The sequence below is a fragment of the Cupriavidus sp. DF5525 genome, from assembly GCF_040149425.2.
GTDB lineage: Bacteria > Pseudomonadota > Gammaproteobacteria > Burkholderiales > Burkholderiaceae > Cupriavidus > Cupriavidus pickettii_A.
Window position 1 is genome coordinate 2224145 of the sequence record NZ_CP168265.1, and the last position, 25409, is coordinate 2249553.

Consider the following 25409-nt stretch of genomic DNA (forward strand, 5'->3'; position numbering starts at 1 on the left):
GAACTCCCTTCAGGCCGTGACAAGTGACAGGTTTCGCATGACGGCCTGCTGGCCGAGCATGAGCTTGAAGCCGTTCTGTCCGTATGACTGCGCGCCAGCCATCGCCGTGGCGGCTGCCTCGCGGATCAATGCCTCCGAAACCGGTTTGCCGCGCATCACGGCTTCCGCGTTGGCCGCGCGCCACGGCTTGGTCGTGACGCCACCGAGCGCGATACGGATATCCCGCACGGTTTTCCCGTCAAGCGCGATCACGACGGCACTCGAGGCCAGCGCGAACTGGTACGAACCGCGGTCGCGCAGCTTCACGTAAGCCGAGCGGCTGCCGGGCATCGGCGCATCGAGCGTGATATGGGTGATCATCTCGTCGGCTTCCAGTGCGTGTTCCTTCCACGGCGTGTCGCCGGGCAGCAGGTGGAAATCCGCAAACGGAATGTCGCGCTTGCCTTTGGGCCCCTGCACGTGGATCGTCGCGCCAATGGCCACCATGGCCACGCACATGTCGGACGGGTGCGCGGCGATGCAGTGCGGACTGCCGCCGAGCACCGCGTGCACATTGCGGTTGAGGCCTTCGATGGCGGCGCAGCCCGAGCCCGGGCTGCGCTTGTTGCACGGCGAGACCCCGTCACGAAAGTAGCCGCACCGCACCCGCTGCATCACGTTGCCGGCGGTCGTGGCCTTGTTGCGCAGCTGTGTGCTCGCACCGGACAGCAGTGCCTGGGACAGCGAGGGGTAATGCTTGCGGATATGGTCGTGCCGGGCCAGGTCGGTGTTGCTGACCATGGCACCGATCCGCACCCGGCCGTCGCCGAGCGGTTCGATCTGGTCGAGCTTGAGCTTGTGGATGTCCACCACGCGGGCGGGCTGCATGATGTCGAGCTTCATCAGGTCCAGCAGCGTCGTGCCGCCGGCCAGGTAGACCGTGTCGCTGCCCCGCGCGTGCAACGTGATCGCCTGCTCGACATCGGCGGCGCGCGCAAATTCGAAGTTCCGCATCAGACGTTCCTCCGGATCTTGCCGCGCGCGTCCTGGATGGCCGCCACGATGTTCTTGTAAGCGCCGCAGCGGCAGATGTTGCCGCTCATCGCTTCCCGCACCGCGGCGTCGTCGGCCGCTATCCGCTTGTCCTGCAGGATGCCGACCGCGCTCATCATCTGCCCTGCCGTGCAGTACCCGCACTGGTAGGCGTCGTGATCCCAGAACGCCTGCTGCACGGGGTGCAGCTTGCCATCGCGCGACAGCCCTTCGATGGTCGTGATCTCGTCGCCATCATGCATGACCGTCACCGACAGGCATGAATTGACCGTGACACCGTTCACGATCAGCGTGCACGCGCCGCACTGGCCGTGGTCACATCCCTTCTTCGTCCCGGTCAGATGGAGCTGGTCGCGCAGCGTGTCGAGCAGGATCGCATTGGCCGCCACCGTCAGGCGGTGCGTGGTGCCGTTGACCTTGAGCGTGACGGGATATCCCGCGCTGGCACCGGCTTGCGCGGGCACTTGCGGCGCAGACTGGCCGGATGCCGCAGGGACCCAGGCCGCGCCCGCGATGCCCACGCCGGAGGTGCAAGCGGATTGCAGGAATTGCCGGCGCGAGAGCGTGTCTGCATCGCCATCAGGCGCGATGCCAGGGCCTGCCGAGGGCGCTGTGGTGTGGTCTTCCATGTTCTTTCTCCGTGTCGGAGCGTGGGGAACGCTGGGGTGGCGGCACCGCAAAAAAGGGGCTGACTGCCTCGCCCATCGGCACGCCTACATTGCAGGTTTGTCATCTTCGCGTGCGCGCAGCGCGGCCAGCGACAAACTTGAACGGTAATGGCAAGGCTGTGAAACATGTGCGGCGCGCTCTAACTTTATTCACAACTTTGGCTTTTTCAAGGACCCGCTGACAGGCGTCGGACAAGCGCAAATGTCTTGCTTTGTCTTATTGCCTCCTCGAAGAAACCAGGCACCAGAATGAAGCACTGCAAAATGCCTTCAAGTCTTGCTCGCCTTTCGTCCGTGGGGTGATCGGGAATCGCTCAATCGCCAGACAGCGTTCGCGCCATGGCTGGTCCTGCCATGTATGGTTGTAGCTGGATCGCTCGCTGACAAACGATTTTTCTGCCCGCGCCGCTTGCGTTTTTCTCAAGCGTTGGAAGGGGAGGAGCGCCCTTCCCCGCTCCTCCCGGATGTCATCGTTACACCCTGCGGCTTGCGCAACACGGCATGCTCAATTTGCAGGATTCGGTGTCACCCGTCGCCAGAATGCATCGAACGCAATGCTGTCGAAGAACGCGTACGCACGGACGATGCGACCGTCCTGCATCTGCAGGATCCAGGCGTAGGAATTGGCATAGCGCTGGCCATCCCGCGCGGTGCCACTGGCGTCGAAATGTGCGATCACCGTGTCCCCTTCTGCGTACAGCCGATGCACCGTGGGCACCAGTCGCGTCTGCATGCGCGCGTTGAAAGGACGGATTACCTCTACCAGGAAGGCATCCCGGCCTGGATAAGTCCGGGATGCCAGTGAATTGCCGGTGATGGTCCAGCGGACGTTGTCGGCGAGAAGATCATAGGGGCTGCCGGTGCCGTCACGCCAGGCATCGAAACTACGCGCGACCAGCGCGCGGTTGCGGTCTTCCTCCGGTGTCGCGGCGCTGGCCATCAGGTGCCACGTGCCGCTGGCGAGCAGCGCGGCGAACAGGAAAAAACGGGCGATGCGCCTGGACATGATTCAACTCCTCAGGGAATTGCCAAAGCGGAGCCTCCGAGCCTGCCGGCAGTCGTGGCGGCATAGGAGATCCCGCTCACGGCGGCCGGGATCGGGGATAGGTGCGCGGGTCAGGCGCCTTCCGTGAACACGTCGCGGCGGCCGTTGTGCGCGCCATCGCGGAAGACATCGCGGCCGCCGATGCGGGCACCATCCACGAACGGATTGCGGTTGCCGGTGCGCGCGCCGTCGACATACGGGTTGCGGGGGCCGTTGCGGGCGCCGTCGGTAGAGGCATCGACCGAGCGGGCCGGCGAGGACGACACGCCGCTGAGATCCATGCCGGCAGCGAGCGAACCGGCATGGGCACTGCCGGCGGCCAGGGTGGCGCCAACGGCCAGGGTCACGGAAGCAACGGCAATCACGCGGGAGAAATGGGCAATCATGGTCAACTCCTGAGGGTACGGAAAATGGATGCTTGGGGCGGCTTGCGTTCAGTCAGTTGGAGCGCGTCGCCGTTGGAATCCACTCTAGAAGTCCGCCGCGGATAGCACTAGGGCGAGGAATGGGGATTGACTCGAAACCAATGGTTGATAATCCAGCGGTGCAGTGGAGGAAGGGAGGAAGCCAACGCCAACAGCTCAGGGCCTTCGGTCCGCCCTATCGGGCGACGTACGGAAATCCATACTGTTCGCTCAGCCGGTCTAGCCGTGTGCGTATGCGGTCCAGCTCGCCGGCCAGCTGCCGCGCCATGATCGGAAGCGGCCCCGGCTCCGGGTTCGCCGCGCCCGCCGGCGGAGCCGGAGGCAAGGCCGGCGTTGGCAATGGCGCCTGGCCGGCTTCGAGCGCGTCGGCCATTGCCAGCAATGCGGCATCGATGCCCGGGTCGTCGCCCTCGCGAAGGCCAGCCTCCTGTTCGATCGTGGCCATGAGTTCCAGCGCGCTGATACACACGCGAGCGCCATGCTGGATTTCTTCCAGGTCGGCGGTCGGCACACCGGTCTCCTTGGCCACTGAGGGAATCAGCCCGCGCAGCGGGATCAGCTTTGCGCCCAGGTCCAGCATTGTCGTCCGCAGCTCCGCGGCGTCGGCGAAGCCGTACTGCATCCTTGTGTGGGCCGACATACTGGCCCGCAACAGCCCGGCAAGCCGGATGCGCCATGAATACGAGGCATAGGCCGGCAACGCAAACGAAAATACCAGCGCAATCGCGGTACCGATGAACACGTCAACGGTGCGCCAGAACGCATCATGGATGTTCTGTTCGCCATGGCCCGCGGTAATCACCGCCGTGATCGCTGCAAGCAGCGCGATATAGCCACCCTTGCCGATGGCGTGGTAGGCGCAATAGCCGCAGACCAAGGCCAACAGCGCATACGTCAGCAACGGCGCGCCAAAGTATGACTGCTGCACGATCAGCGCGAAACCAACCAGTGCCCCGATCAACGTACCGAGCCCACGTTCGGCGGCGCGGCGCCGGATGTTGCCGTGGTGCTGGAGCCCACCGATGACTACCAGCACGGTGATGGTGGCCCACTCCCCATGCGGGATTTCGATGCCGGTGGTCAGGGCAATCGACACCAGCAACGCGAGCGCGACGCGCGTGGCGTGGAACAGTCTGGCCTGCCGGAAACGCCGGTTCGAGTCGAACAGCACATCGGTGGTCTTGCGCAGGATATCGAGCATGGTTGCGTTGCGTCGGGGGCATGGCGTGCGTTCCCGCGCGACAGCCGGCAAGCCGCTGGCGCATGCTTGACTGTTCTGATAACGGGTGCAGCCAGGAGTATTCAAGACTGCACCCGTCGCGGGCGCAAGCGGACGACAAAACCCCTAGATGTCGGGGGCAACCAGAAGCCCACTTTTCACGGTGTGGATCATCGCAAGGCGGTCTTCGACTGCCTTGCGCAGGACTTCGCGGCCCCTGAACGGATCCGTCAGGAAACCGGCGTACTGGCTTGCCCGAATCTGCACCTTGAGACTCATCGTCGTCGATCCGCTCTCCGGCCATGTCACCAGGAACGCCGGATGGCTGTCTGCGCACTCAACGAAAGCAGTGTCAGGGGACGGAAAACAGGAGTCAGCCCCCTGGGCAAGGAACTGGAGATCCTTGTCCTTGAACTCGTAGGTTGCCATTTCTTTCTCCCATCGCTCGGAAGATCGTGGCGTGAAAGTCATTATTGCGGGCAGCCGCCGCATCTGCTCATTCCAATGGTAGTGCAGGCGGTACTCGCCTGGAGCAACACTGAAGCGATCAATCAGATCGTGAGCGGCACGGGGCGCAGCTTTGATGAAGGGCGGCCCAGGGATCGGGCGTCCCGCTGGTGACCTGCCGACCGGACTGTAACTTGAATTGTCCCGGGCGGTTTTTTTTGCCACAGTCACCTTAACCGATCGTTGTCTCTGTTCGGCAAGCCGTCCGGGAACGCAAAAGTGGACGGATCGGACCAGCGCCGTACCTGATCCGAATGGAAACAAGGAGTTGCATGCGCGCTCGCTCACGCCCCTCCAACGCCCGCTACCGCTGGCTGTGGCAGCTCTCGGCCGCAGGTTGGGGGCACTGCGGCCTGGCCTATGTCAGCGGCACACTGCTTGCACCGCGCTGGTGGCCTGCAAGGGAGGCCATGCCCCTGCGGGACCGATACTCTTCGCGGCGCACGGCGCTGGTGCTGTACACCTTTGCCTATCGTGGCGGTGGGGCGCCCGCCGGCACCATGCCACCGCGCGATGGCTTTTCCTGGCGGTACCAGTATTGGGCGAATGGGGCTGGAGTGGCCTGATGCTGGAAACCAGCGACGCACTTGCCGGGCGTCTTGTTCTGCGCCGCCACAGTTGTCCCACCGGCCCAGGCTGGAGATCACGATGACCAACCGGCTCGCCACAGAAACCTCCCCTTACCTCCGGCAACACGCGGAGAATCCGGTCGACTGGCATCCCTGGTGCGAAGAGGCGTTTCGCCGCGCGCGCGACGACGACAAGCCGGTTCTGCTTTCGGTCGGCTACGCCACATGCCATTGGTGTCATGTCATGGCGCACGAATCCTTCGAGAATCCCCGGATCGCCGGCCTGATGAACGAGCGCTTTGTCAGCATCAAGGTTGACCGGCAGGAGCGTCCCGACCTCGACGACATTTACCAGAAGGTCCCCCAGATGATGGGACAAGGCGGCGGCTGGCCACTCACGGTGTTCCTGACGCCGCAAGGAGAGCCTTTCTACGGCGGCACCTACTTTCCTCCGGATGACCGCTACGGCCGCCCTGGTTTCGAGCGTGTGCTGCTGAGCCTGAGCGAAGCCTGGACGCATCGGCGCCAGGAACTGCGCGACACCATCGAGCAGTTTCGGCAGGGGTTCCGGCAGCTCGAAGACGCGGCCCTGAGCCGTGAAGCCGCGGATGTCGAGGACCTGCCCGCGCAGACCGCCCTCGCCCTCGCGCGCAATACGGATCCGACGCATGGCGGGTTGGGCGGAGCGCCCAAGTTTCCCAACGCAAGCGCCTACGACCTCGTGCTGCGCATCTATCAACGGACTGGTGAACCCGCACTGCTTGGAGCACTGGAGCGCACGCTCGACGGCATGGCGGCCGGCGGCATCCATGATCAGATTGGCGGTGGGTTCGCCCGCTACAGTGTCGACGAACGCTGGGCCGTGCCCCACTTCGAAAAGATGCTTTACGACAACGGCCAGCTAGTCACGCTCTACGCCAACGCCTATCGCCTGACCGGAAAGCAAGCCTGGCGCCGTGTATTCGCGGGAGCTATCGCGTACATCCTGCGGGACATGACGCACCCCGACGGCAGCTTCTATGCTGGCGAAGATGCCGACAGTGAAGGCGAGGAAGGCCGCTTTTATGTCTGGACAGCGGCCGAGGTGAAGGCAGTCCTGGGCGAATCCGAAGGGGCCCTGGCGTGTCGTGCCTACGGCGTGACCGACGGCGGGAACTTTGAATCCGGCAGATCGGTGCTCCACCGTGCGGTCACGCTGACCCCGCTGGAGGAGGCGCGGCTCGAAGGCTGGCGCGAGCGGCTGCTGGCAGCACGCGCCCGGCGCGTGCGCCCCAGCCGCGACGACAACATTCTCACCGGCTGGAACGGTCTCATGATCCAGGGGCTCTGCGCGGCTTACCAGGCGACGGGCAACCCCGCGCACCTCGTCGCCGCGAGGCGGGCCGCCAGCTTCATCCAGGACAAGCTCACCATGCCAGACGGCGGCGTGTACCGGTGCTGGAAGGACGGCACAGTCAAGGTGCCAGGGTTCCTGGAAGACTATGCCTTCCTGGCCAACGCCCTGATCGACCTCTACGAATCCTGCTTCGACAGGCGATACCTGGATCGCGCAGCCGAACTCGTGGCGCTGATCATCGATAAATTCTGGGACGACGGGCTGTATTTCACGCCCCACGATGGCGAGCAACTGGTGCACAGGCCTCGCGCGCCGTATGACGGCGCATCGCCGTCGGGCATTTCAGCCAGCGTGTTCGCCTTCCTGCGCCTGCACGAACTCACCGGCCAGGATCGCTATCGTGACCTCGCCGAGCACGAATTGCAGCGCTACCGGCCTGCCGCCACCGCGGCCCCGGCCGGCTTCGTGCACCTCCTGGCCGCCTGGGACTTCGTGCAGCGCGGCGCGTTCGGGATCATTCTTGCCGGCGATAAGGCGGCTGCCGCCCCATTGGTGGAAAGCGTTCACCGCACCTACCTTCCGGCACGGGTCCTGGCATTCGCCGAAGACGTTCCCGTCGGCCAGGGGCGGCTCCCGGTCGACGGCCGGCCGGCAGCCTACGTGTGCCGACATCGCACCTGTACCGCACCGGTAACCAGTGGCCAGGCGCTCCTTGAACGCTGCGTGGGGTGACTGTGCGCCCTTAGTGAATCTGCATGCCGCGCATGGCATGAATCCGCTCATGATGCTGCTTCAACGCATCATACTGGCGCTGAAGCGCTGCGCTGGCCTCTGGTGGCAGCGGCTTCATCATGACGGACTGATACTCACGCCTGGCAGCATCTTCCTCGTGCTCGCACATCCCCAGCACGGCGTCGTCATTGTTTGGCTGCAGCATGTGGCGGAACGCCATCCAACCGCGGAACAGCGTGCCATTCATGCTACCCCGGTCAGCCGGCTGGCCGCCCATTGCACTGACCAGCGACTGCAGTTCCCTTACCGACGCCCGGTAGGAATCCGCGGTACTGGTCAGAATGTCGCGGAGCTGCGCATCGCGCACTTCACTGGCACCGCTCATGCAGGCCAGTTCGCTGTCCTTGCCAGCCTCGATCAGCTGGTTCAGCGCCAGGACAGTTTGTTGCTGGTTGTCGCCCATGGAATTCTCCCAACATGTACAGGCGTCGGAGACGCCGTCAACATGAATCGGCCGGTTCGCGCCGGGCCCCAGCTGCCTGCTCGTTCACAGCGTTCACAGGCAAGGCGTGACTCCATGATAGGAGATGCCCGAACCCTGGCGGGAAGGTGTCCGGCTCGCTACAGGCGTTAGCTGCGGGAGCAGGAATTTCGATCAGGAAGGGCCTGATGCGCCTTATTCGATGCGCGATGCCGCTTCCAACCGCTCCAGTGCCGCAGCAATGGCACCCAGTGACTCATTCAGACCGGCCGCCTGTGCCTCGTCCCTGAGCAGCCGCAACCGGGCGCAAAGCGCGGGCGTGCTCCCGCCCCCCTCTTCCCGTCCGGCGCAGATCAGGGCGCGGCCCCTGCGGATCAGGAAGTCTCCCCAGGGAAACGGCTCATGCTGCATGTAGTCCTGTAGCGCCGCCAGGTAGCGTTCGGCTTCCTGCCACCGGCGCGCGGCCAGTGAAACTTCGATTGCAGCTTCGAGCAGGTCGACGTGGCAATGGCTCACGCAGCCCTGGGCCAGAATGGCCTCGCCCTGGCGCAGGGCATCGAGCTGCTTGTCCGGATCGCGCGTGGTGCGCGCAAGGAATGCCAGCACGGTTGGCCCTGAATACCGCACGCCGCTGGCGTGGCTCAGCTGCAGCGCCTCGTCGAACAGGGACTCTGCCTCCTGCACCTGGCCGAGCGCGCCGATGGCCAGGCCAAGCCGCGCCAGCACTTCAGCCTCGAAGCGCCGGGCCCCCAACCGGCGCGTCAGCGCCAGTGCCAGCCGCGCGTGCGCTTCGGCACGCAGCCAGTCGCCGGCGAGCTGCGCGGTCGATGTCAACACGTCGTAGGCCAGCATTTCGCTGCGCGCATCGTTGATGCGCCGCGCCAGGCGCAGCCCTTCGTCGCAACTGGCCTGCGCGGCCGCAAGCTGGTTGCGGAACAGTTCCACCGCGCCCACCATCGACAGGTTGGCACATTCGATGCGGATGAAGCCGTGCACCCGCGCCAGCTCGACGCAGCGGACAAAATGCGCATGCGCGGTCAGCATGCGGCCCTGCTGGTAGTACGCGTCACCGAGGCCACCGAGAGCTCGCGCCTCGCCCAGCACCGAACCGGCCGCCCTAGCATGGCCGAGGGCGCGCTGGTGGGCGGCGAGACACGCGTCCATGTCGCCCATCGGGAAATAGAGATTGCCGCGCAGCGATTCGATCTCGGCCAGCCGCTCGGGCTGGCCAAGGGCAGCGGCAGCCTGCTCCGCCTCGCGCAGCGCCGCCAGGGCTTCGTCATAGCGGTCGAGCAGGCGCAAGGCGGCCGCCGTGCCGAGCCACACCCGTGCCCGCTGTGCCGCATCGGTCGCCAGTAATTGCGCTTGCCGAAAGGCCTGCAGGGATTCCGTCGGCAGGCCCAGGTCAAGTGCCAGCTCGCCGTGCAGGCAGGCAAGCGTGTGCCTGCAGGTGTCGTCGCTATCCAGGCGCTGCGCACGCTCGACCAGGCGCAGCGCGCGCTCGCCGCGGAAGTGTGCTGCCTCATGGCGCGCCGCGGATGCATAGGCCGCAGGCGCACGTGGATCGCCTGCGGCATCCAGGTGCTCGGCCACCAGCGCCGGGTCCCGCCCGTCGTACCAGGCGGCCGCGCGCCGGTGCAGATTCTGTCGCCGCGACTTGAGCAGCGAGGCGTACACCGCCTCATGGATCAGCGCGTGCATGAACAAGTAGTCTTCGCCTTCCGGCCGGGCCATGGCCTCCTGCACCAGGCGCTCGCAAGCGTACGCGGGATCCTCGATCAAATGCCGCAGCGCGGCCGGGCCAAAGCGCTGGCCCAGTACGGCAGCGGCCTGCAGCGCCTGCCGGTCGGCGGCACCGAACCGGTCCAGCCGCGCCAGCACGATGCTCTGCAGCGTCCCGGGCAACTCGTCCGCGCCCGCCTCCGCGCCGCGCAGCAACTGGTCGAGAAACAGTGGATTCCCCTCGGCCCGGCGAATACAGGAAGCGGCCACGGCAGGATCGACCTGCCGATGGCAGGCTGCCAGTTCGTGCGCCTCGGTATCGTCGAGCGGCCCGAGGTCGATGGTGGTCAGCGACGCGCCCTGGCTGGTCGCCCGCCAGGCCGCATCGAGCGGGTCGTGCTCCGGGCGTACGGTCAGCACCAGGATCAGCGCGTGGCTGCGGGTTGCCGCCGCCAGCTGCGCCAGGCAATCGAGCACCGTGCGCTCGGCCCAGTGGACGTCCTCAACCACGATCAGCTGCGCCCGCGCGGCACTGCGGCGGGTGGCCAGCGTCGCCATCAATCGCTGTGCGCCGCGTTGCCGGCTGGCGGCGTCCATCGCGGCCAGTGCGGCGGCCTGCTCCGCGGACTGGGGCAGCTCTAACATGTCGCGAGCGAACACAAGGTCGTCTTCGCCGAGTTGCAGGGCTGCGAGCGCTTGCTCGATTGCCGCGCCTGTCGCTTCTTCGGCGCCGCAGCCATCCGCCTCCGCACGAGGCGCGGCGCCAAGCAGACTGCGCGCGAGCATGCGCAAGGGATCGCCGCCGCTGCCGGCGCCGAAGTCGAGCACAAGCGCCCGGTGTGCCTCCAGGCCATGCTCGCGCGCCAGCGCGACGAAGCGGTCGGCGAGCCGGCTCTTGCCGATGCCCGCCTCGCCGCGGATCAGCACGACCCGGCCATGGCCGGACCGCAGGCAGCTGTCGGCAACGCCGGCGAGCTGGGCCAGCTCCGCTTGCCGCCCGACAAAGGCGTGCTGCGCCGGTGCCTGTTCCACGCCGAGGAAGCGCCGCACGCGCCAGAGCGGAATCGGCTCGGCCACGCCGGGGAGCACGGCCTGTGCCACGCAGTCGGCTTCGAGGCGTCCGGGCAGCGCCTGGTAGACCCGGTTAGACACCATGGTTGCGCCAGGCTCGACGCGCTCCATCGCCTGCAAGGCCACGCCAACCGGCCCGCCGGTCAGCGTCATGCCGCTGTCGCCGCGGGCCGCCAGCACCTGGCCGCTGGCCAGGCCTACGCGCGCCAGCAGCCTGGCGTTGGCGGATTGCGCCAGCCGCGCCAGACCGGCATGCAGCGCCCCGGCGGTGTGCAGGGCGCGCTCGGCGTCATTCCCATGCGCCACCGGAACGCCAAACACGATGGTCAGCCGGGTGCCGATTTCATCGGTGATATGGCCGCCGCAGGCGCTGGCCAATGCCCTGGCCTGCTGGCGCCAACGGGCAAGGGCCTCGTGCAATGGCTCGGGTTCCAGGCCAGCGCTGCTATCGTCCAGGCTGGCTACCAGGACCACTGCGTGGCGCAGCTGCGGCTCGGAAGCCATTGCGGCCGAGGCAGGTGGCACCACGGCACCGTCGTCAGCGGCCGGCATGCCAGCCACCGGCTCGCGGCGGGCCCGCAGCATTGCCTGGTACAGCGCCTCGGTCTCGGGCTCAGGCGATACCCCGAGTTCGCGTTGCAACGCCGCCCGACACAAGCGGTACTGCTTGAGCGCCAGCGCCTGCCGGCCCTGGCGTTCATACAGCCGGATCAGCGTCCGGTGCACGCTTTCCTGCAACGGATCGAGGGCAAGAAGCCGGGTGGCAGTGGCGATGGCCCGCTCCGTCTCGCCAGCCTGCTCGTGGTGCGCCAGCGACCTGGCCATGGCCGCCAACGCCACGCCGCGCAGGCGCTCGCGTTCGATCGCCAGCCAGTGGTCGAACGCCGGCGCGGCGGCATGAAAGCCCTCTAGCAAGTCACCCCGGTACAGCGCCGCGGCGCGCTCCAGCGACGCGGGCGTGGCTTCACGGGCACACTGCTCGAACTCGCACACGTCGACCTCGATTTCGCCGAGCGTCACGCAGTCGGCTTCCGCCAGCACCACGTGCTGGCCAGCTTCTTCCAGTGCGCGCCGCGCCGCGCTGAGTGCCTGGCGCAGGCTGCTGCGCGCCTGTTCGGTATTGCTTTCGGCCCAGCACAGTGCGGCCAGCTTGTCGCGCGGCTGGGCACGCCCTTGCGCCAGCGCGAGATAGGCCAGCACGGCGCGCGCCTTGCGGGCAGAAAGCGAAATCGGCATTCCGTCTGCAGAACTCAGCTGGAAGCCGCCGAACAGGTCAAGACGGGCGCGGGCCATGATAGGGAAACCTGAAAGCCCATCATTTATAGGCGACGGCACGGGCCCGTGCGCGCCTCGGCAGCACAAAGATACGAAGCCGGTACTTCCTGGCCTGCCGCAATTTTCACGCTTCTTTCACGCTGGATTGCCGCGCCCGTTCACGCCGGCTACCTAGCATGACGACAACCCCGGCCCGCGTGGCATCTGTCAAAGCAGGCGAACAGGGGGCCGCCATCGAGGCAAGCGCTGCCTCAGTCACACTGGAAGGATTGCGTCATGACACATACTGACTCGCGGGGTGTTTCGGTCTCGAGCACCAACACCAACTCGCTGGAGCGCTTCGAAGCCGCCCTGGAATTGCTGCATGGGTACTATGGCGACCCGCTTACGGTGATCGACCATGCCCTGGCCGAAGATCCGGGCTTCGTGATGGGCCATGCCATGCGCGCGGGGATGATGATCACAGCTGGCGACGGCACCGTGGAGCCGATGCTCAGGCAGAGCGTCGAGGCAGGCGAAGCGCTGTGCGCCAGCGCCAACGAGCGCGAGCGCCGGCATATCGCGGCGGCACGCGTCTGGCTGGATGGCCACTTCGCACGCTCGATCCAGCTATACGGTGACATCGTGGTCGACTATCCGCGCGACAGCCTGGCGCTGCAGATCGCCCATATCGGGGACTTCCTGCTCGGGCAGTCCACCCTGCTGCGCGACCGCATCGCCCAGGTGCTGCCCCACTGGAATACGCGCGTACCCGGCTTCGGCTATGTCCTTGGCATGCATGCGTTCGGCCTGGAGGAAACGCACTTGTACGAGCAAGCGGAGGAACGCGGACGCTTTGCACTGGAACTGAACCCGCGCGATCCCTGGGCGATTCATGCAGTCGCCCATGTGATGGAAATGCAGGGCCGCCAGGACGAAGGCATCGACTGGCTGAGCGGGCGCGCTGCCGACTGGTCCCAGGACAATATGATGGCCGTGCACAACTGGTGGCACCTGGCGCTGTTCCATCTCGAACTCGGCCATACCAGGCAGGTGCTGGACATCTACGACGCGCACATCCGCGAGAACCACTCGTCGGTGGCGCTGGAGCTGATCGATGCCTGCGCCATGCTGTGGCGCCTGCACCTGCGCGGCATCGACGTGGGCGAGCGCTGGAATGAACTGGCCGGCACCTGGCAGGCGCGCGGCGCCGAAGGCTACTACGCCTTCAACGACACCCATGCTGCCATGTCCTATCTCTGCGCGGGGCGCGACAGCGCCCTGTCCGGCCTGCTTGCCAGCATGCGCGCAGCGGCAGGAGGCAGCGACACAAACGCCATGATGACCCGCGAGGTCGGCCTGCCGGTGACCGAGGCCCTGGTCTCCTTCTCGCGGCGAGACTACGACCACGCCATCGGGTTGCTGCTGCCGGTGCGCCAGATCGCGCATCGGTTCGGCGGCAGCCACGCCCAGCGCGATCTCATCAACCTGACGCTGATCGAGGCGGCGTTGCGAGGCCAACGCGCCAACCTGGCCTGCGCGCTGGCGGCCGAGCGCATGGAGCTCAAGCCGATTAACCCCAGCCTCAGCAAGCTGGCGCAGCGCGCCTCAGCGCTCCAGCGCGAAGCGACGGACGGCCCGGGGGATGCGGCCGCGGTGAAGGTGGCGTGAGCGGCAAGTAGCGGGGTACCCATGGCAGATACAGGGCGTTGTACGGTGTGGCGCCCTGAATCACCTAAGCTTTGAGGCATGACTCTCAAAGCGGCTCCCATGCACTGCACCCTCCTCCCTCGGCCTGGCCGCGCCTTGCGCTGCGTGTTGGCCGAGTGCACCGTCATCGCCCTGCTGGCCGCGGCCATGGCGGGATGCGAGGCGCCCCCGCGGGATACCTCGGCAACGCCTGCGCCGCCCCGCGTGCCCATCGCGCCCGGTGACGACGTGTACCCTGCCCCGACCTCCGTGCGCGACACTCGCGCCCGTCCGGCGCCCGCTCCCTAGCTGGGCGCATTTTTGGCTGCGCCGGCGCGGGCGACCTGGATCGCCTGCATCAACGCAGCGATCCAACAGAGAGCATCATGTAGTAGATGAACGCGGAAGCCGTCGGCTACGATGCATGCGCGACATGGCCGCGAGGTGCGATCCGTTGCTGTGCCCATTCGGCGGCTAGCAGGGAGGCGGCGATGAGTGCGGCCCCGACGAGGCCAAGCGCATGTCGGTCCAGCCAGGTGAGCGCTGCGGCTCCGATGACGCCGGACATCGAGACTCCGATGTAGACCGCAGCAGAGTTCAGCCCCAGCAACAGGGGTGACGCAGCCGGCGACAGGCTGATCAGCCGATGCTGTTGCGGTACCAGTAGCCCCCAGCCGCACAGGTCCCAGACGATGATCGCCGGGATCGCTGTTGCAAGCGATGCGGATGTCCACGGCATCAGGGCGAAGTCAATCGCTGCGATCGCAATTGCGGTATTAATGATGCGCCGGCTGCCGAATCGGTCTGTCAGCCGGCCCGCCGCGAGATTGCCGACAGTGGCGGCAACACCCCACAGCAGCAGCATCCCGGCCAGGACTTGCGAGTCGCCGCCGGTTGCGCGCTCAAAGCTCACTCCGACATACGTGTAGACCACGAAAAGCCCCGAGTACGCGAGCCAGGTGGTCAGCAGTGTCAACAGGATGCGGGCGTCAGCGAGCGGCGCCAGGCGGCGCGCCAGGCTGAGGGCCGGGGGCGAAGCAATGTCTGGAAGCAGCCGCCAGACGCCAACGCCGGCGACCGCGCCTACGCCAGCGACGAACCACATCGTGGCTCGCCAGTCGAGCCAACCGCCGAGGTAGGTGCCAAAGGGTGCACCCAGCGCCGTAGCGCTGGACAGGCCGGCAATGATGATCGCCAGCGCACGACCGCGCTGCTCGGAAGGCACCAGCGACGCCCCGGCGGCGGTCGCCGTGGGACTGTACATCGCGGCACCCAGGCCAGCCAACAGACGGCTCGCGAGCACGAGCCCAATGCTCTGCGCGAGTGCTGTTATCACGTTGCCAAGGACAAACACGGCCAGGCCCGCAAGAAGTAGTCGTTTGCGCGGCCAATGCGCCGCTGCCGCAGCAAGGACGGGTGACAGCAACGCATAACTTAGCGCATAGAGCGTCACCATCTGTCCGGCAAGTGCCACCGATACGTCGAGCGAACCAGCCACCTGCGGCAGGATGCCGGCGACGACGAAGCTGTCCGTGCCTATGGCGAACATGCCGCCGGCCAATACGATGAGACGTCGATCCACGGTGAATTTCCTTCTTGGCCCATGCGGGCAAAAGTTGCGTGACGAAACTATTCGGCGCAAGATAGCATGTCAAGTTGCGTGACGCAACTTATGTGAATAGAATGCGGCCATGTACCGTAAATCCTTTGACGGAATGAACTGTTCCATCGCCCGCGCACTCGAGCAGGTAGGCGAGTGGTGGAGCCTGCTGATCGTTCGCGAATGCACCCTGGGCACCACGCGCTTTGACGACTTTCAGCGTCGGTTGGGCATTGCGAGGAACGTGCTGACGGCTCGTTTGAACACACTGATCGAGCACGGCGTGCTGGAAAAGGTGCCCCTGGAGGACGCCGAACGGCGCCAGGAGTACCGGCTGACCCCGAAGGGCGAGGCGCTGTACCCTGTGCTGGTGGCGCTACTGCAGTGGGGCGATCAGTGGTGCGAGCACGACGCGCCCATTCGCCTGGTTGAGCATCAGTCCGGAAAACCCATTGATCCCGTTGGCCCTCGTGGGGATCGAGGCAAGCTGCTCACCTTCCGCGACATTCGACTGGAACCTGGACCTGGCGCGACAGCGGCTACGGTGCAATCAGTTGGCACTCGGAATCGCGCGATCCTGGGCGAGGAGTAACCTCTCCCGCTGACGGCCGGCTCCTTGACGGAGCCGCCACAGGCATCGGTGCGGACATTGCTGCCGTGGCCGTGAACATCTTGCCGCAGGCCTATGCCGCGTCTCCCGGATGAGAACGCACAGGCCTCAATGCTGGTGGGGTTTTGACGTCTTCAGGTCTGGGACGGTGACGGAAACTGTCTCGCTGGCAAGAATCTTGTGATTGGGATCGGCAAGCTCGAGCCGAAGCTTGTGCGCGCCAGGCGTCAATCCAACCAGGATGATCGGATCTTCGCTGGTGTGTGCCCAGGTTCCGTGCCAGTCGTCAACCGTCACATGGAGGTGCCCGATACGCGGCGACACTTCGACAGCGGTCTTGCCGAATACCGGCATGACGCGGAAGTTCTCTGTCCGGAACTGAATGATAACGACGCCGCGAGCCAGCGGCGCAGCCAGCGGCGGATATGCAATGAGTTTCGGCGCCGGTTCCGATTCGAGCGGCAGGATCGCCGGGGGACGGCCGGTATCCGGGGCGTTCTGCGCGAAGGCAGCAACGCAGAAAGCAGCGCCGGCAGCGGCGACCGACAAGTGCCTGAAGAGGGATCGCATGGTTTTTTCCTTTCGCGGCGAGGCTGGCCAAGGGGCGCAAGGCCGCTGACACTTCGCTTGTAGGTACAGAGTAGTAGCTAGAGACCAAACGCGGACTTTGGCTATGCCGCTTGCCGATCAGGGCAGTCGCGTCCGTATCCACCGATATCGAATTCATAACGATGCTCGCAGCTGACTAGTCCATGACCACAGCGAAGCCCAGCCCCATCTCGCGATTGGACCCGACGGCGGCCACCCCACGCTACCGACAGATCTACGATCGGTTTCGCGACGCCATTGCCAACGGCGTATTGAAGCCGGGCGACCGAATTCCTTCTGCAAGAGCCCTGACCAAGGAGTTGGGATTGGCCAGGGGGACTATCGACGCGGCCTATTCCTTGCTGGCTGCCGAGGGATACATTCAAGCCCGCGGCCAGGCAGGCACCATCGTGGCGCCCGATCTCAAGCCGCGCGTGCCGATTGCAGGCCCGCGCCGCCCGCCCGACAGCCGGGCCGGTTCAACGAGCTTTCGTCCAGATTCGATCTTGCCGTTCCAGATGGGATTGCCTGCGCTGGACGCATTTCCCCGCAAGGTCTGGGCCCGCCTGGGCGCGCGCTGCGCGCGCGCGATGCAACCATCGGATATGGTTCATCCCCCCGTGTACGGCGTGCCGCAACTGCGTTCCCAAATCGCAGCCTATCTGCAGGTTTCGCGTGGCATCAGTTGCTCGCCGGCTCAGATTTTCGTGACCTCGGGATATCGTCACACCATGGAGTTGATTGCGCATGCGCTCTTGAAGGCTGGAGATCGCGTCTGGCTGGAGAACCCCGGATACCCACCCACGCGGGAGCTACTGGGACATATGCATATCAAAGCGGTCCCGGTGCCAGTGGACCAGGATGGCATGGTCGTCGCGGATGGAATCAAGTTGGCACCACGAGCACATGCCGCGGTAGTCACGCCGGCCCACCAGAGCCCGCTGTGCGTGTCATTGTCTCTTCCCCGGCGCTGGGCACTGCTGGACTGGGCCGAGCGAAGCAAGGCATGGATTATCGAGGACGACTACGATGGCGAATACCGCTATGTCAGCCGCCCGCTTCCTGCGTTGAAGAGCCTGGATCGCGAGGGCCGGGTACTCTACGCGGGCACATTCAGCAAAGTGCTTTTTCCTGGCATCCGGCTTGCCTATCTGGTCGTGCCGGAAGCGCTGGTCGAACGGTTCGAACAGATCAGCCAGGCCTTGACAGGCGGAAGTCCCGCGCTTACCCAGGCGATCGTCACAGCCTTTATCGCGGAAGGCCATTTCGCTCGACATATCCAAAAGATGCGGAAGCTTTATGCCGAGCGTCGGGACGCCACCGCCGCAGGCCTGGGGAGCGTTCTTGGCGAACATATGCGAATCGATTCACAGCCCGGTGGCATGCACCTGATCTTGCGGCTGCAAGGCAAGCTGTCAGACCGCCGGCTCGTTGCGCGCATGCGGGAAGCGGGACTGTATGCGGAAGCATTGACGGATTGGACGATAGGTCGTGACGACGCATCGGCCTTGCTTCTCAACTTCACCAACATCGATTCCCGGAAGACCGCGGAAGGCCTGGCAAAGCGTATCCTGGCCCTGATATGACCGGTCCGCCGAGTATTCATGGCCTAGTGAGGAGCATGGATCTTGGACCTTCCCGGATAGGCCAAGGTACACCAAGATGAAGTCCTTCATCAACCACTTCAAGGACACATCATGGCCCATCGCATCGACTACACCAAGGCATCTCCCGAGGGGTACAAGGCTTTCGGCGGCGTGTATGTCACGCTTCAGAAGAACGACCTGCAAAAGGAACTGGTCGATCTCGTGTATCTGCGGGTCTCGCAGATCAACGGCTGCGCATTCTGCATCGATATGCACTCGCGCGACCTGCTCAAATCCGGCCTTGCGGTGGAAAAGCTCGTTCTTGTGCCCGTATGGCGCGACGCCGGCGAAGTCTTCAGTGCTCGCGAACGGGTCGCGCTGCGTTGGGCGGAATCCGTGACTCGCGTGGCCGACACGGGCATTCCCGATGCAGACTACCAGGCCGCGGCAGCCGAGTTCAGCGACAAGGAACTCGCCGACCTGACCTATGCCATTGGCCTGATGAACGCATTCAATCGCTTCGGCGTTGCGTTCCGATCGAGGCCGGCCGCCATCAAGGCCTGATAAGCCAGGAAGCGGGCGCCTCTCATAGCGCTCGCTTTTTCGAACTCATGGTTGAATGGATCTGTCACTCATGGCATGGACATTACTCAGCTTGGCCGGCGTTCTCGAAATCGCATTCGCGTTCTTTATGAAGTCGTCGTTCGGCTTTACACAACTGATACCTACTGTGCTCACTGTCGCTACTGGCCTGGCCAGCGTCATTCTGCTTTCCATCTCGCTTCGCACCCTGCCAGTAGGGACCGGCTACGCGGTCTGGACCGGCATTGGGGCAGCTGGTACGGCGATTGTGGGAATAGCCTTCCTGGGGGACTCTGGCTCGCTGATGAGGATCCTCTGCATTGTCTTCATCCTGGCTGGCGTTATTGGGCTCAAGCTGGTCTCAGCAAACTGAGACCATTCTTCGGCGCTGCTGCAGCGCGCCGGAGGAAATTCATCGGTCCAAGGCCCTCAATGGCCCGCATCTGCGCCTCATCCCGGACAAACAACGAGCCGGCGAACGCCAGGCCATTGACCGAGATGCCTTCAACGCATTCCGTGGATCTCGGCACCAGCAGCAGCCCTGTGGACATGACCAGCAGGTTGTAAGGTGCCGACTGGCGCAGTCCGCCATCGACATCGACCGCCTTCACGCCAACCGCATCGAGCAGTGCGCGGTAGCGCTCGCACGCCGTGCATGCCATCTCGTGCACGGGCGCCGCAAACAGATCCAGCGGCGCGAACGCATGCGCAAATCCCAGGCCGGGGACGGCGCCGAGGATGCCGGCGCTCCGCGCCGACTCCAGCAAGGGGCCAATCGGCAGCGCCGGGCCACCCTCGGCGAACGGCAGCGGCACGATCTGCAAGTGCTTGTGGACCTGGCTCGCTCCCGCGGCTGCCCCACTGTTGTAGAAGCCCAGGCTTCCGAACTCCGCCATGCAAACCAGCAGCGCGGCAAAGTCCGCCACGGTCAGCAATGATTCCTGCAGTTCGAAGCGGCGGGTGACGATGAGCAGGTGATGCTCGATGACATTGAACTTGTTGAGCAAGGCCACATGGGTATCGGAGATATCCGCGACAAACAGTTCGGGGTCATAGGGCAGGAATGGATTGCCCCCGGCACTGCCCGCCCTGCGTGCCTTGTCCTTGTGAGCCAGGCTCGACACCTGGCGGACGAGAAACCGCACGCCGCCGTCCTCGATCGCCGTCTGGACGGTTTCGATCGGGCACAACGCCCCGCTCTGCAGGGCGTGTGCCGTCTGTCGCACGATGGCCGGCCACAGCGTGCCGGGCTGAAGGTGTGGATGGTGCATGGTCCGCTAGGGCTCCCACTCCAGCATAGGCTTGCAACAGACAACAAACTCACACGCCTGGAATCAGGCACTCCCCTGCCCGGCCCGGCGCACTGCCCAGGCACCTCCGGCCAGTGCGGCGACGGCCAGCACCAGTGCAAACAGCATCGCGCCCGATGCCAGCCCCACGGCGTCGATCAGGTACCCCGTCGCCACGGGCAGCAGACCCGCCGGGATATAGCCGCCGATGTTGAGCACTGCATTGGACTGCGCGCGATGGCTGTCAGGCATGTGCAGGCCGATCAGGGTCAGGCCTCCCAGTTGGCCGAGCCCCTGGCCGGCCCCGGCGAGCAACGCTGCGGCGATCAGCGCTGGCACCAGCGAGGCGTGGATGGCCAGCGCCAGGCTAGCCATCGCCAGCACTGTGGCCGACGCGCTGCCGGCAAAGATTCGCGCCACCGGCCATTGCCGTACGGCAAGCTGCACGCCGACAGCAGTGAAAAACATCGCGCAGGCCATGCCGCCTGCCAGCAAAGGACTGCGCACTTCGAGCAGCCGTGCCAGGAGCGACGGCCCGAGTGCCAGCACGAACGAGGTTGCGGTGATGCCCGGGCCGAAGGTGGCGATGCCGTACCAGACCTGGCGCCGGTTGCCGACGGGCACGTGCGGGAGTTGCAGACTAAGGGAGCGAGCCGCCCGTGTGCTCCGTCCGGGCAGGCGCAGGGCTGCGATCAGCGCACTGACCAGCACCAGCGCCTCGACTGCAAAGATGGGCAGCACCGGTTGCGCCAGCGCCTGGGCCAATCCACCCGCCAACAGCGGCCCCAGGCCGGCACCGAGCACCATCGCGATGGAGGCCAGCAGCGCCGCCCGGCGCTTGTGCTCGGCGCCGCCGGCATCGACCACCGCCGCCATGCCGGCTGAAACGATCACGCCCACGGCCACGCCGGCCAGCAGCCGGCCCACGGCGAGCATGCCGATCGAGGTGGCGCTGGCGAACAGTCCGCAGGCAACCAGCGCGGCGACCAGGCCGGGAATCATTACCGGCTTGCGCCCGTAATGGTCTGATAACTGCCCCGCTACCAGCAGCGTCCCCAGTAATCCGGCGATGTAGAGCGCAAAGATGACGGTCAGCATGCCAGAGGAAAAGCCCAGCTGCTCCTGCCAATGCACGTAGAGCGGTGTGGTCGAGTTCGACAGCATGAACACGGCAGTGACCAGCCAGGCGGCCGTCCACATGCGTGCCGGTGGGGAGGCAATGGCGGGGTTGGCGACGCTGGCAGTAGAGGTAACGGACATGACGACACTCCTGTACGAGATTTGTCGAACTATAGAGCAGTTCGAGAAATCTCGTACAGGTGCTATAGTGAGTGCACCATGAGAACCACCGCCACCGGCACGCCAGCCAATCTCCCGCCACCGCTCGAGGAACCCGCCGTTGAAGACCTGCGGCTGGAAGTTATCCTGGGCGCACTGGCCGATCCTCTGCGCCTCACCATCGTGTACAAACTGATGCGGGAGTCGGATGCCTACGACCACCCCTGCGGATGGTTCGGTTTCGACCGGCCAAAATCGTCTCTGACCCACCATTTCAAAGCCTTGCGCGAAGCCGGGGTGATCCGCCAGCGGCAATATGGCCTGGAACGGCGCAGCCGGCTGCGCCGCGAGGATCTGGAAGCGCGTTTCCCTGGCTTGCTGGACTTGGTGGAAAACTGGCAGCCGCCGGAACGAAGCGCCAAGCGCGCGTAGCGACAACAAGGAATCCGGCGCGCCGAAATCCATGTACCCTGCGAGGGTGGCGTGTGAGCCCCAGCGCGCCGGCCGGTTGGCCTTTCCCGGCCGGGTCACACGCCGGTCCTTGCACACATCCACCCGGAGACTGCGGCATGGCCATCCAGCTCAACCACACCATCGTCTTTTCTCATGACAAGAAGGTGTCCGCCGACTTCCTCTGCGAGATCCTCGGACGCCCCGCGGCCGTGCCGTTCGGGCCGTTTCTTGCCGTACGGCTGGACAACGACGTCACCCTGGATTTCATGGACGCGGAAGGCGATGTTGCCCTGCAGCACTACGCCTTCCTGATCAGCGACGCCGAATTCGAGCAAAGCTTCGCCCGAATCCGCGCACGCAAGCTGATGTATTGGGCGGACCCGTATCGCCGCCGCCCCGGCGAGGTCAGCACGGACGATGGCGGCCGCAGAATCTATTTCGAGGACCCGAGCAAGCATTTTTTCGAGATCTTCACGAAGGGATAAGACGCATGCGCATCGAGGGCAAGAGGCGGCGCGACGACCGCCACGGGCTTCGACATTCCGCCCCCGAGGCGATATGAGGTTCCGCAAGCGCTGCGGTGCCTTGGCGGTCGCGGCCGCGGCGTTCACGACGACGGGGGCGGCGCAGGATTTCGATGACATCGAGCGGCCGTTATGGGAAGCCGGCCTTGGCGTCGGGGGCATCACGTTGCCGCACTATCGCGGATCGGACGAACGCGCCAACCTCCTGTTCCCGGTGCCCTACTTTATCTACCGGGGCGAACATTTCCGCGCGGACCGCAATGGCGTACGCGGCAAGCTGTTCGATAGCGACCGGGTCGAACTCAACGTGAGCCTCGGCATCTCGCTACCCGTGAAGAGCCGGAACGACCAGGTCCGCAGCGGCATGCCCGACCTGAAGACCGCGGTGGAAATCGGCCCTTCGCTGGCAATCACGCTGTGGCATTCCGCTGCCGACCGCGCCCGCCTCGATCTGCGGCTGCCGGTACGGCTGGCCGTGACTGTGGAATCGTCGCCAAAGGCGATCGGCTGGATCTTCTCGCCGAACCTGAACCTGGACGTCGCCAACGTGGGCGGCTTCGCCGGCTGGAATCTGGGGCTCACGGCGGGGCCGATCTTTTCGACCGCGCATTACAACCGGTACTTCTACTCCGTCGAAGAGCAATTCGCGACCGCGGCACGCCCGGCCTACGAGGCGCATGGCGGATACTCGGGCAGCATGGCGCTGGCTTCGCTGTCCAAGCGCTTCCGCCATATCTGGTTTGGCGCCTTCGTCCGCTACGACCGGCTGGACGGTGCGACATTCGAGAGCAGCCCGCTGGTCCGGCGCAACGACGCGCTCGCTGCGGGACTGGCGCTGAGCTGGGTCTTTGGCGAATCGGCGACGCGCGTGCCGAGCCGGGAATAGCGCAGATCCAAGAGTGTTGGTTTTTGCTGGTGGCGCATACGCCGCGAGTTTGTATTCGCCCAACATCTACTCCGTCCATCGAACGAATTTTGGCTCATGACGGGTCTGCAACGGCACCTTTGCCGTCAGCATCCAGTGGCACAGCTTCTGCGTATAGGAGAAAGGACGCCCGCTGCGTTCCTCCTTCCTCACCGCAAATCGGAGTACCACCATGACTCGCCAGTTCGCTAACACGGTTTTCGCCATCGCCACCATTGCAGCCGCATGCGTCGCCAGCATTGCCCAAGCTGCCACACCACGCGACAACACCATCCGTATGGACATGCGCGACGTGTACAGCGACGGCGCACGCGCCAGCCGCTTCGATGCTTTCAGCGAAGGTGGCCACGCCATTGCACCCGCCGGCGACGAGCGCTCCCTGTCGGGCCTGGACCGCAGCGGTGTATCGGCCGATCCCGCGCGCAAGTTCGACGTCTACACTGACGGGGCTCTCGCCGGTATGGATCGGCGTGGCGTGTCCGCGGAGCCTTCGCGGAAATTCGACGTCTACACCGATGGCGCCTTGGCCGGCATGGACCGCAGCGGCGTATCGGCCGATCCCGCGCGCAAGTTCGACGTCTACACCGACGGTGCCTTGGCCGGCATGGACCGCAGCGGCGTATCGGCCGATCCCGCACGCAGGTTCGACGTCTACACCGACGGCGCCTTGGCCTGAACCCGCGCTCGCCAAGCCCCGGCTTTACGGTTGTGTTGAAGCCGGGGGGATGCACGCGAAGGCCGAACCGGCCCGGCTATTTCGCGACCCCTGAATGGGAAGGCTGCGATGCATCCGGCATCTCCGCGCTGATCCGATGCACGGCAATCCCCTCTATCGGATCCAGTGGCTCGCGCCAGGGGGCACGCTCCAGTGCATAGCGCGTGTCCTTGTACCCGGCCCTCCAGCGGCGCTGGATCCCACACGTGGAGAAGTCGATATCGCGGTGCATGTCGTAGCCGTCGAGATGCGGCGCATCGAGCTCGACCACGTGCATGGTCGTCCCACACCCCCAACCTAGCAGTTCCTGCACGGCGGCCTGCCCGCGTTCGCCTTCCGGAATATGCTTGCCCAGTTCGCGGATCACATGCCGCAGGCGGTGGATCTGCCGCTGCCGCTCCAGATGGGATTCCGCCCGGCTGGAATACTGGATGTCCCGCAGCCGGCTCATCACCTCCCAGATGGAGTTGGGCTCCGGACCGCTGGTGGGCCAAAGCTGCACCGCGAAGATCAGCGAGCTGAGGCGCGGGCGGTCATCGAGAATCGCTTCGAGCGGAGTGTTCGAATAGATGCCGCCGTCCCAGTATGGCTCGCCTTCGACCTGTACCGGGGGGAAGCCAGGTGGGAACGCTGCGGAAGCCATCACGTGATCGACGTTCAGCGGCGCGTCACGGTTGGTGAAGTAACGCATGCGGCCGCTGCGGACACTGACCGTGCCGACCGTCAGCCGTGCGTGCCTGGTGTTCAGGTAGTCGAAGTCGACCAGTTTCGCCAGGGTCGCGCGCAGCGGCGAAGTCGAGTAGAACGCCGCCTTGGCGAGGCCGACAGTGGCCTGTACGCCCCCCCACCAGACATCGGGGCTTGGGGTGAAGAACGAGGGAATGCCCCGGGTTGTGACCGCCAGCACCCGCATCCAGTCCTCGAATGGGCGAAAGCTGCCGCTCCCGTCGGCGGCGCCGCGATAGGCGACGCCATCCCAGAACTGCTTGAGCCGGGAGAGCCGCCGCTCTGGTGGATTGCCCGCGATGATGGCCCCGTTGATCGCCCCGATCGAGGTGCCGATCACCCACGCCGGCTCGAGCCCCGCCTCATGCAAGGCCTGGTAGACGCCCACCTGGTAGGCACCAAGCGCACCGCCACCTTGCAGAACCAGCACGACCTGGCCCGGTAGCTCTGTGCGCGGCGCTTCAGCTTGCACGGGCGCGGAGCGTGGTGCTTTTTTCTTCTCGCCCATTGTTCCCCCTTCTTGTCGTGGCACAGGGACGCTGACTGTTCGCTAGTATCGCCCCACGTATCAGGGTCGGCAATTGCCGCTTCGGCCGACCGCAGTGCGTTTGGGCCGGCGCCTGAGTGGCCTTTCGGATACCTGAGCCCCTGCCCGCGCGCCGGCACATGCCGATGGCGGGGGCAAGCCTTGCGGGTAGATGCAGAATCCGACAGCGCGGCGGTGCACTGGGCTGCCTATGCTAGACAGAAGCGGCATCGACCCGGCCGGGTAGCCGCGCGGTC

24 protein-coding genes are annotated in these 25409 nt (G+C 65.4%); 11 read left to right on the forward strand and 13 right to left on the reverse strand.

The window, feature by feature from the left end:
• Positions 1–9: 9 nt before the first annotated feature.
• The 6 genes from ABNX08_RS10385 to ABNX08_RS10410 all read right to left on the reverse strand — a co-directional run bounded on the left by ABNX08_RS10385 (position 10) and on the right by ABNX08_RS10410 (position 4818).
• On the reverse strand, positions 10–993 hold the full coding sequence (locus ABNX08_RS10385) for a xanthine dehydrogenase family protein subunit M (protein ID WP_022535148.1): 984 nt from the start codon (positions 991–993) through the stop codon (positions 10–12).
• A complete protein-coding gene (locus ABNX08_RS10390; protein ID WP_349607211.1) occupies positions 993–1661 on the reverse strand; it encodes a (2Fe-2S)-binding protein in 669 nt (222 codons plus the stop codon). The genes ABNX08_RS10385 and ABNX08_RS10390 overlap by 1 nt, the downstream gene beginning before the upstream one ends.
• A gap of 544 nt (positions 1662–2205) precedes the next feature.
• On the reverse strand, positions 2206–2706 hold the full coding sequence (locus ABNX08_RS10395; protein ID WP_022535150.1) for a nuclear transport factor 2 family protein: 501 nt from the start codon (positions 2704–2706) through the stop codon (positions 2206–2208).
• 110 nt (positions 2707–2816) lie between these two features.
• Entirely contained in the window at positions 2817–3131 is a 315-nt protein-coding gene (locus tag ABNX08_RS10400) for a hypothetical protein (RefSeq protein WP_349607210.1), read from the reverse strand.
• 214 nt (positions 3132–3345) lie between these two features.
• Positions 3346–4371: an FUSC family protein gene (locus tag ABNX08_RS10405; protein ID WP_349607209.1), complete on the reverse strand. Its 1026-nt coding sequence runs from the start codon at positions 4369–4371 to the stop codon at positions 3346–3348.
• A 144-nt stretch (positions 4372–4515) separates the two neighbouring features.
• Positions 4516–4818 carry a hypothetical protein gene (locus ABNX08_RS10410; protein ID WP_022535153.1) on the reverse strand — a complete coding sequence of 101 codons (303 nt, stop codon included), beginning with the start codon at positions 4816–4818 and terminating at the stop codon, positions 4516–4518.
• 350 nt (positions 4819–5168) lie between these two features.
• Here ABNX08_RS10410 and ABNX08_RS10415 point away from each other — a divergent pair, with 350 nt between their 5' ends.
• Positions 5169–5462 carry a hypothetical protein gene (locus tag ABNX08_RS10415; protein WP_022535154.1) on the forward strand — a complete coding sequence of 98 codons (294 nt, stop codon included), beginning with the start codon at positions 5169–5171 and terminating at the stop codon, positions 5460–5462.
• An 82-nt stretch (positions 5463–5544) separates the two neighbouring features.
• The gene (locus tag ABNX08_RS10420) at positions 5545–7533 is read left to right on the forward strand and encodes a thioredoxin domain-containing protein (RefSeq protein WP_349607208.1); all 1989 of its coding nucleotides are present in this window, start codon (positions 5545–5547) and stop codon (positions 7531–7533) included.
• Positions 7534–7543: 10 nt separating this feature from the next.
• Here the strand turns inward: ABNX08_RS10420 and ABNX08_RS10425 are convergent, their stop codons facing one another.
• A complete protein-coding gene (locus tag ABNX08_RS10425; protein WP_022535156.1) occupies positions 7544–7996 on the reverse strand; it encodes a PA2169 family four-helix-bundle protein in 453 nt (150 codons plus the stop codon).
• 213 nt (positions 7997–8209) lie between these two features.
• Positions 8210–12100, reverse strand: coding sequence for a BTAD domain-containing putative transcriptional regulator (locus tag ABNX08_RS10430; RefSeq protein ID WP_349607207.1), 3891 nt, complete (start codon positions 12098–12100; stop codon positions 8210–8212).
• A 258-nt stretch (positions 12101–12358) separates the two neighbouring features.
• Between ABNX08_RS10430 and ABNX08_RS10435 the strand changes: the two genes are divergently transcribed.
• Entirely contained in the window at positions 12359–13732 is a 1374-nt protein-coding gene (locus ABNX08_RS10435; RefSeq protein ID WP_022535158.1) for a tetratricopeptide repeat protein, read from the forward strand.
• A 433-nt stretch (positions 13733–14165) separates the two neighbouring features.
• Here the strand turns inward: ABNX08_RS10435 and ABNX08_RS10440 are convergent, their stop codons facing one another.
• Positions 14166–15332, reverse strand: a complete 1167-nt coding sequence (locus ABNX08_RS10440) for an MFS transporter (protein WP_349607206.1) — start codon at positions 15330–15332, stop codon at positions 14166–14168.
• Positions 15333–15441: 109 nt separating this feature from the next.
• Here ABNX08_RS10440 and ABNX08_RS10445 point away from each other — a divergent pair, with 109 nt between their 5' ends.
• Positions 15442–15942: a helix-turn-helix domain-containing protein gene (locus ABNX08_RS10445; protein ID WP_022535162.1), complete on the forward strand. Its 501-nt coding sequence runs from the start codon at positions 15442–15444 to the stop codon at positions 15940–15942.
• A 126-nt stretch (positions 15943–16068) separates the two neighbouring features.
• Here the strand turns inward: ABNX08_RS10445 and ABNX08_RS10450 are convergent, their stop codons facing one another.
• The gene (locus tag ABNX08_RS10450) at positions 16069–16530 is read right to left on the reverse strand and encodes a DUF6130 family protein (RefSeq protein WP_022535163.1); all 462 of its coding nucleotides are present in this window, start codon (positions 16528–16530) and stop codon (positions 16069–16071) included.
• A 182-nt stretch (positions 16531–16712) separates the two neighbouring features.
• Between ABNX08_RS10450 and ABNX08_RS10455 the strand changes: the two genes are divergently transcribed.
• The 3 genes from ABNX08_RS10455 (at position 16713) to ABNX08_RS10465 (ending at position 19089) form a co-directional block, all read left to right on the forward strand.
• Positions 16713–18134, forward strand: coding sequence for a PLP-dependent aminotransferase family protein (locus ABNX08_RS10455; protein WP_349607205.1), 1422 nt, complete (start codon positions 16713–16715; stop codon positions 18132–18134).
• Between the two features lie 111 nt (positions 18135–18245).
• Positions 18246–18698 carry a carboxymuconolactone decarboxylase family protein gene (locus tag ABNX08_RS10460; protein WP_022535165.1) on the forward strand — a complete coding sequence of 151 codons (453 nt, stop codon included), beginning with the start codon at positions 18246–18248 and terminating at the stop codon, positions 18696–18698.
• 70 nt (positions 18699–18768) lie between these two features.
• Positions 18769–19089 (forward strand): multidrug efflux SMR transporter, encoded by a 321-nt coding sequence (locus ABNX08_RS10465; RefSeq protein ID WP_349607204.1) that lies wholly within the window; start codon positions 18769–18771, stop codon positions 19087–19089.
• Here ABNX08_RS10465 and ABNX08_RS10470 read toward each other — a convergent pair.
• Positions 19067–19987 carry a phosphorylase gene (locus tag ABNX08_RS10470; RefSeq protein WP_022535167.1) on the reverse strand — a complete coding sequence of 307 codons (921 nt, stop codon included), beginning with the start codon at positions 19985–19987 and terminating at the stop codon, positions 19067–19069. The two genes, ABNX08_RS10465 and ABNX08_RS10470, sit on opposite strands and share 23 nt — an antisense overlap.
• Before the next feature lie 63 nt (positions 19988–20050).
• On the reverse strand, positions 20051–21265 hold the full coding sequence (locus ABNX08_RS10475) for an MFS transporter (RefSeq protein WP_022535168.1): 1215 nt from the start codon (positions 21263–21265) through the stop codon (positions 20051–20053).
• A gap of 78 nt (positions 21266–21343) precedes the next feature.
• Here ABNX08_RS10475 and ABNX08_RS10480 point away from each other — a divergent pair, with 78 nt between their 5' ends.
• From ABNX08_RS10480 to ABNX08_RS10495, 4 genes are all read left to right on the forward strand, one after another.
• On the forward strand, positions 21344–21715 hold the full coding sequence (locus ABNX08_RS10480) for a helix-turn-helix transcriptional regulator (protein WP_022535169.1): 372 nt from the start codon (positions 21344–21346) through the stop codon (positions 21713–21715).
• A 137-nt stretch (positions 21716–21852) separates the two neighbouring features.
• Complete coding sequence (locus tag ABNX08_RS10485; protein WP_022535170.1) at positions 21853–22221, forward strand: VOC family protein; 369 nt, start codon at positions 21853–21855, stop codon at positions 22219–22221.
• Positions 22222–22294: 73 nt separating this feature from the next.
• Positions 22295–23146: a MipA/OmpV family protein gene (locus ABNX08_RS10490; RefSeq protein ID WP_022535171.1), complete on the forward strand. Its 852-nt coding sequence runs from the start codon at positions 22295–22297 to the stop codon at positions 23144–23146.
• A gap of 211 nt (positions 23147–23357) precedes the next feature.
• Positions 23358–23861 carry a hypothetical protein gene (locus ABNX08_RS10495; RefSeq protein WP_349607203.1) on the forward strand — a complete coding sequence of 168 codons (504 nt, stop codon included), beginning with the start codon at positions 23358–23360 and terminating at the stop codon, positions 23859–23861.
• Positions 23862–23937: 76 nt separating this feature from the next.
• Here the strand turns inward: ABNX08_RS10495 and ABNX08_RS10500 are convergent, their stop codons facing one another.
• A complete protein-coding gene (locus tag ABNX08_RS10500) occupies positions 23938–25134 on the reverse strand; it encodes a patatin-like phospholipase family protein (RefSeq protein WP_349607202.1) in 1197 nt (398 codons plus the stop codon).
• Positions 25135–25409: the final 275 nt, after the last annotated feature.

What these genes read in the sequence shown, in the direction of transcription:
- ABNX08_RS10385 (WP_022535148.1), bottom strand. Translation starts at nt 993, where the DNA reads ATGCGGAACTTCGAATTTGCGCGCGCCGCCGATGTCGAGCAGGCGATC.
- ABNX08_RS10390 (WP_349607211.1), bottom strand. Translation starts at nt 1,661, where the DNA reads ATGGAAGACCACACCACAGCGCCCTCGGCAGGCCCTGGCATCGCGCCT.
- ABNX08_RS10395 (WP_022535150.1), bottom strand. Translation starts at nt 2,706, where the DNA reads ATGTCCAGGCGCATCGCCCGTTTTTTCCTGTTCGCCGCGCTGCTCGCC.
- ABNX08_RS10400 (WP_349607210.1), bottom strand. Translation starts at nt 3,131, where the DNA reads ATGATTGCCCATTTCTCCCGCGTGATTGCCGTTGCTTCCGTGACCCTG.
- ABNX08_RS10405 (WP_349607209.1), bottom strand. Translation starts at nt 4,371, where the DNA reads ATGCTCGATATCCTGCGCAAGACCACCGATGTGCTGTTCGACTCGAAC.
- ABNX08_RS10410 (WP_022535153.1), bottom strand. Translation starts at nt 4,818, where the DNA reads ATGGCAACCTACGAGTTCAAGGACAAGGATCTCCAGTTCCTTGCCCAG.
- ABNX08_RS10415 (WP_022535154.1), top strand. Translation starts at nt 5,169, where the DNA reads ATGCGCGCTCGCTCACGCCCCTCCAACGCCCGCTACCGCTGGCTGTGG.
- ABNX08_RS10420 (WP_349607208.1), top strand. Translation starts at nt 5,545, where the DNA reads ATGACCAACCGGCTCGCCACAGAAACCTCCCCTTACCTCCGGCAACAC.
- ABNX08_RS10425 (WP_022535156.1), bottom strand. Translation starts at nt 7,996, where the DNA reads ATGGGCGACAACCAGCAACAAACTGTCCTGGCGCTGAACCAGCTGATC.
- ABNX08_RS10430 (WP_349607207.1), bottom strand. Translation starts at nt 12,100, where the DNA reads ATGGCCCGCGCCCGTCTTGACCTGTTCGGCGGCTTCCAGCTGAGTTCT.
- ABNX08_RS10435 (WP_022535158.1), top strand. Translation starts at nt 12,359, where the DNA reads ATGACACATACTGACTCGCGGGGTGTTTCGGTCTCGAGCACCAACACC.
- ABNX08_RS10445 (WP_022535162.1), top strand. Translation starts at nt 15,442, where the DNA reads ATGTACCGTAAATCCTTTGACGGAATGAACTGTTCCATCGCCCGCGCA.
- ABNX08_RS10450 (WP_022535163.1), bottom strand. Translation starts at nt 16,530, where the DNA reads ATGCGATCCCTCTTCAGGCACTTGTCGGTCGCCGCTGCCGGCGCTGCT.
- ABNX08_RS10455 (WP_349607205.1), top strand. Translation starts at nt 16,713, where the DNA reads ATGACCACAGCGAAGCCCAGCCCCATCTCGCGATTGGACCCGACGGCG.
- ABNX08_RS10460 (WP_022535165.1), top strand. Translation starts at nt 18,246, where the DNA reads ATGGCCCATCGCATCGACTACACCAAGGCATCTCCCGAGGGGTACAAG.
- ABNX08_RS10465 (WP_349607204.1), top strand. Translation starts at nt 18,769, where the DNA reads ATGGCATGGACATTACTCAGCTTGGCCGGCGTTCTCGAAATCGCATTC.
- ABNX08_RS10470 (WP_022535167.1), bottom strand. Translation starts at nt 19,987, where the DNA reads ATGCACCATCCACACCTTCAGCCCGGCACGCTGTGGCCGGCCATCGTG.
- ABNX08_RS10475 (WP_022535168.1), bottom strand. Translation starts at nt 21,265, where the DNA reads ATGTCCGTTACCTCTACTGCCAGCGTCGCCAACCCCGCCATTGCCTCC.
- ABNX08_RS10480 (WP_022535169.1), top strand. Translation starts at nt 21,344, where the DNA reads ATGAGAACCACCGCCACCGGCACGCCAGCCAATCTCCCGCCACCGCTC.
- ABNX08_RS10485 (WP_022535170.1), top strand. Translation starts at nt 21,853, where the DNA reads ATGGCCATCCAGCTCAACCACACCATCGTCTTTTCTCATGACAAGAAG.
- ABNX08_RS10490 (WP_022535171.1), top strand. Translation starts at nt 22,295, where the DNA reads ATGAGGTTCCGCAAGCGCTGCGGTGCCTTGGCGGTCGCGGCCGCGGCG.
- ABNX08_RS10495 (WP_349607203.1), top strand. Translation starts at nt 23,358, where the DNA reads ATGACTCGCCAGTTCGCTAACACGGTTTTCGCCATCGCCACCATTGCA.
- ABNX08_RS10500 (WP_349607202.1), bottom strand. Translation starts at nt 25,134, where the DNA reads ATGGGCGAGAAGAAAAAAGCACCACGCTCCGCGCCCGTGCAAGCTGAA.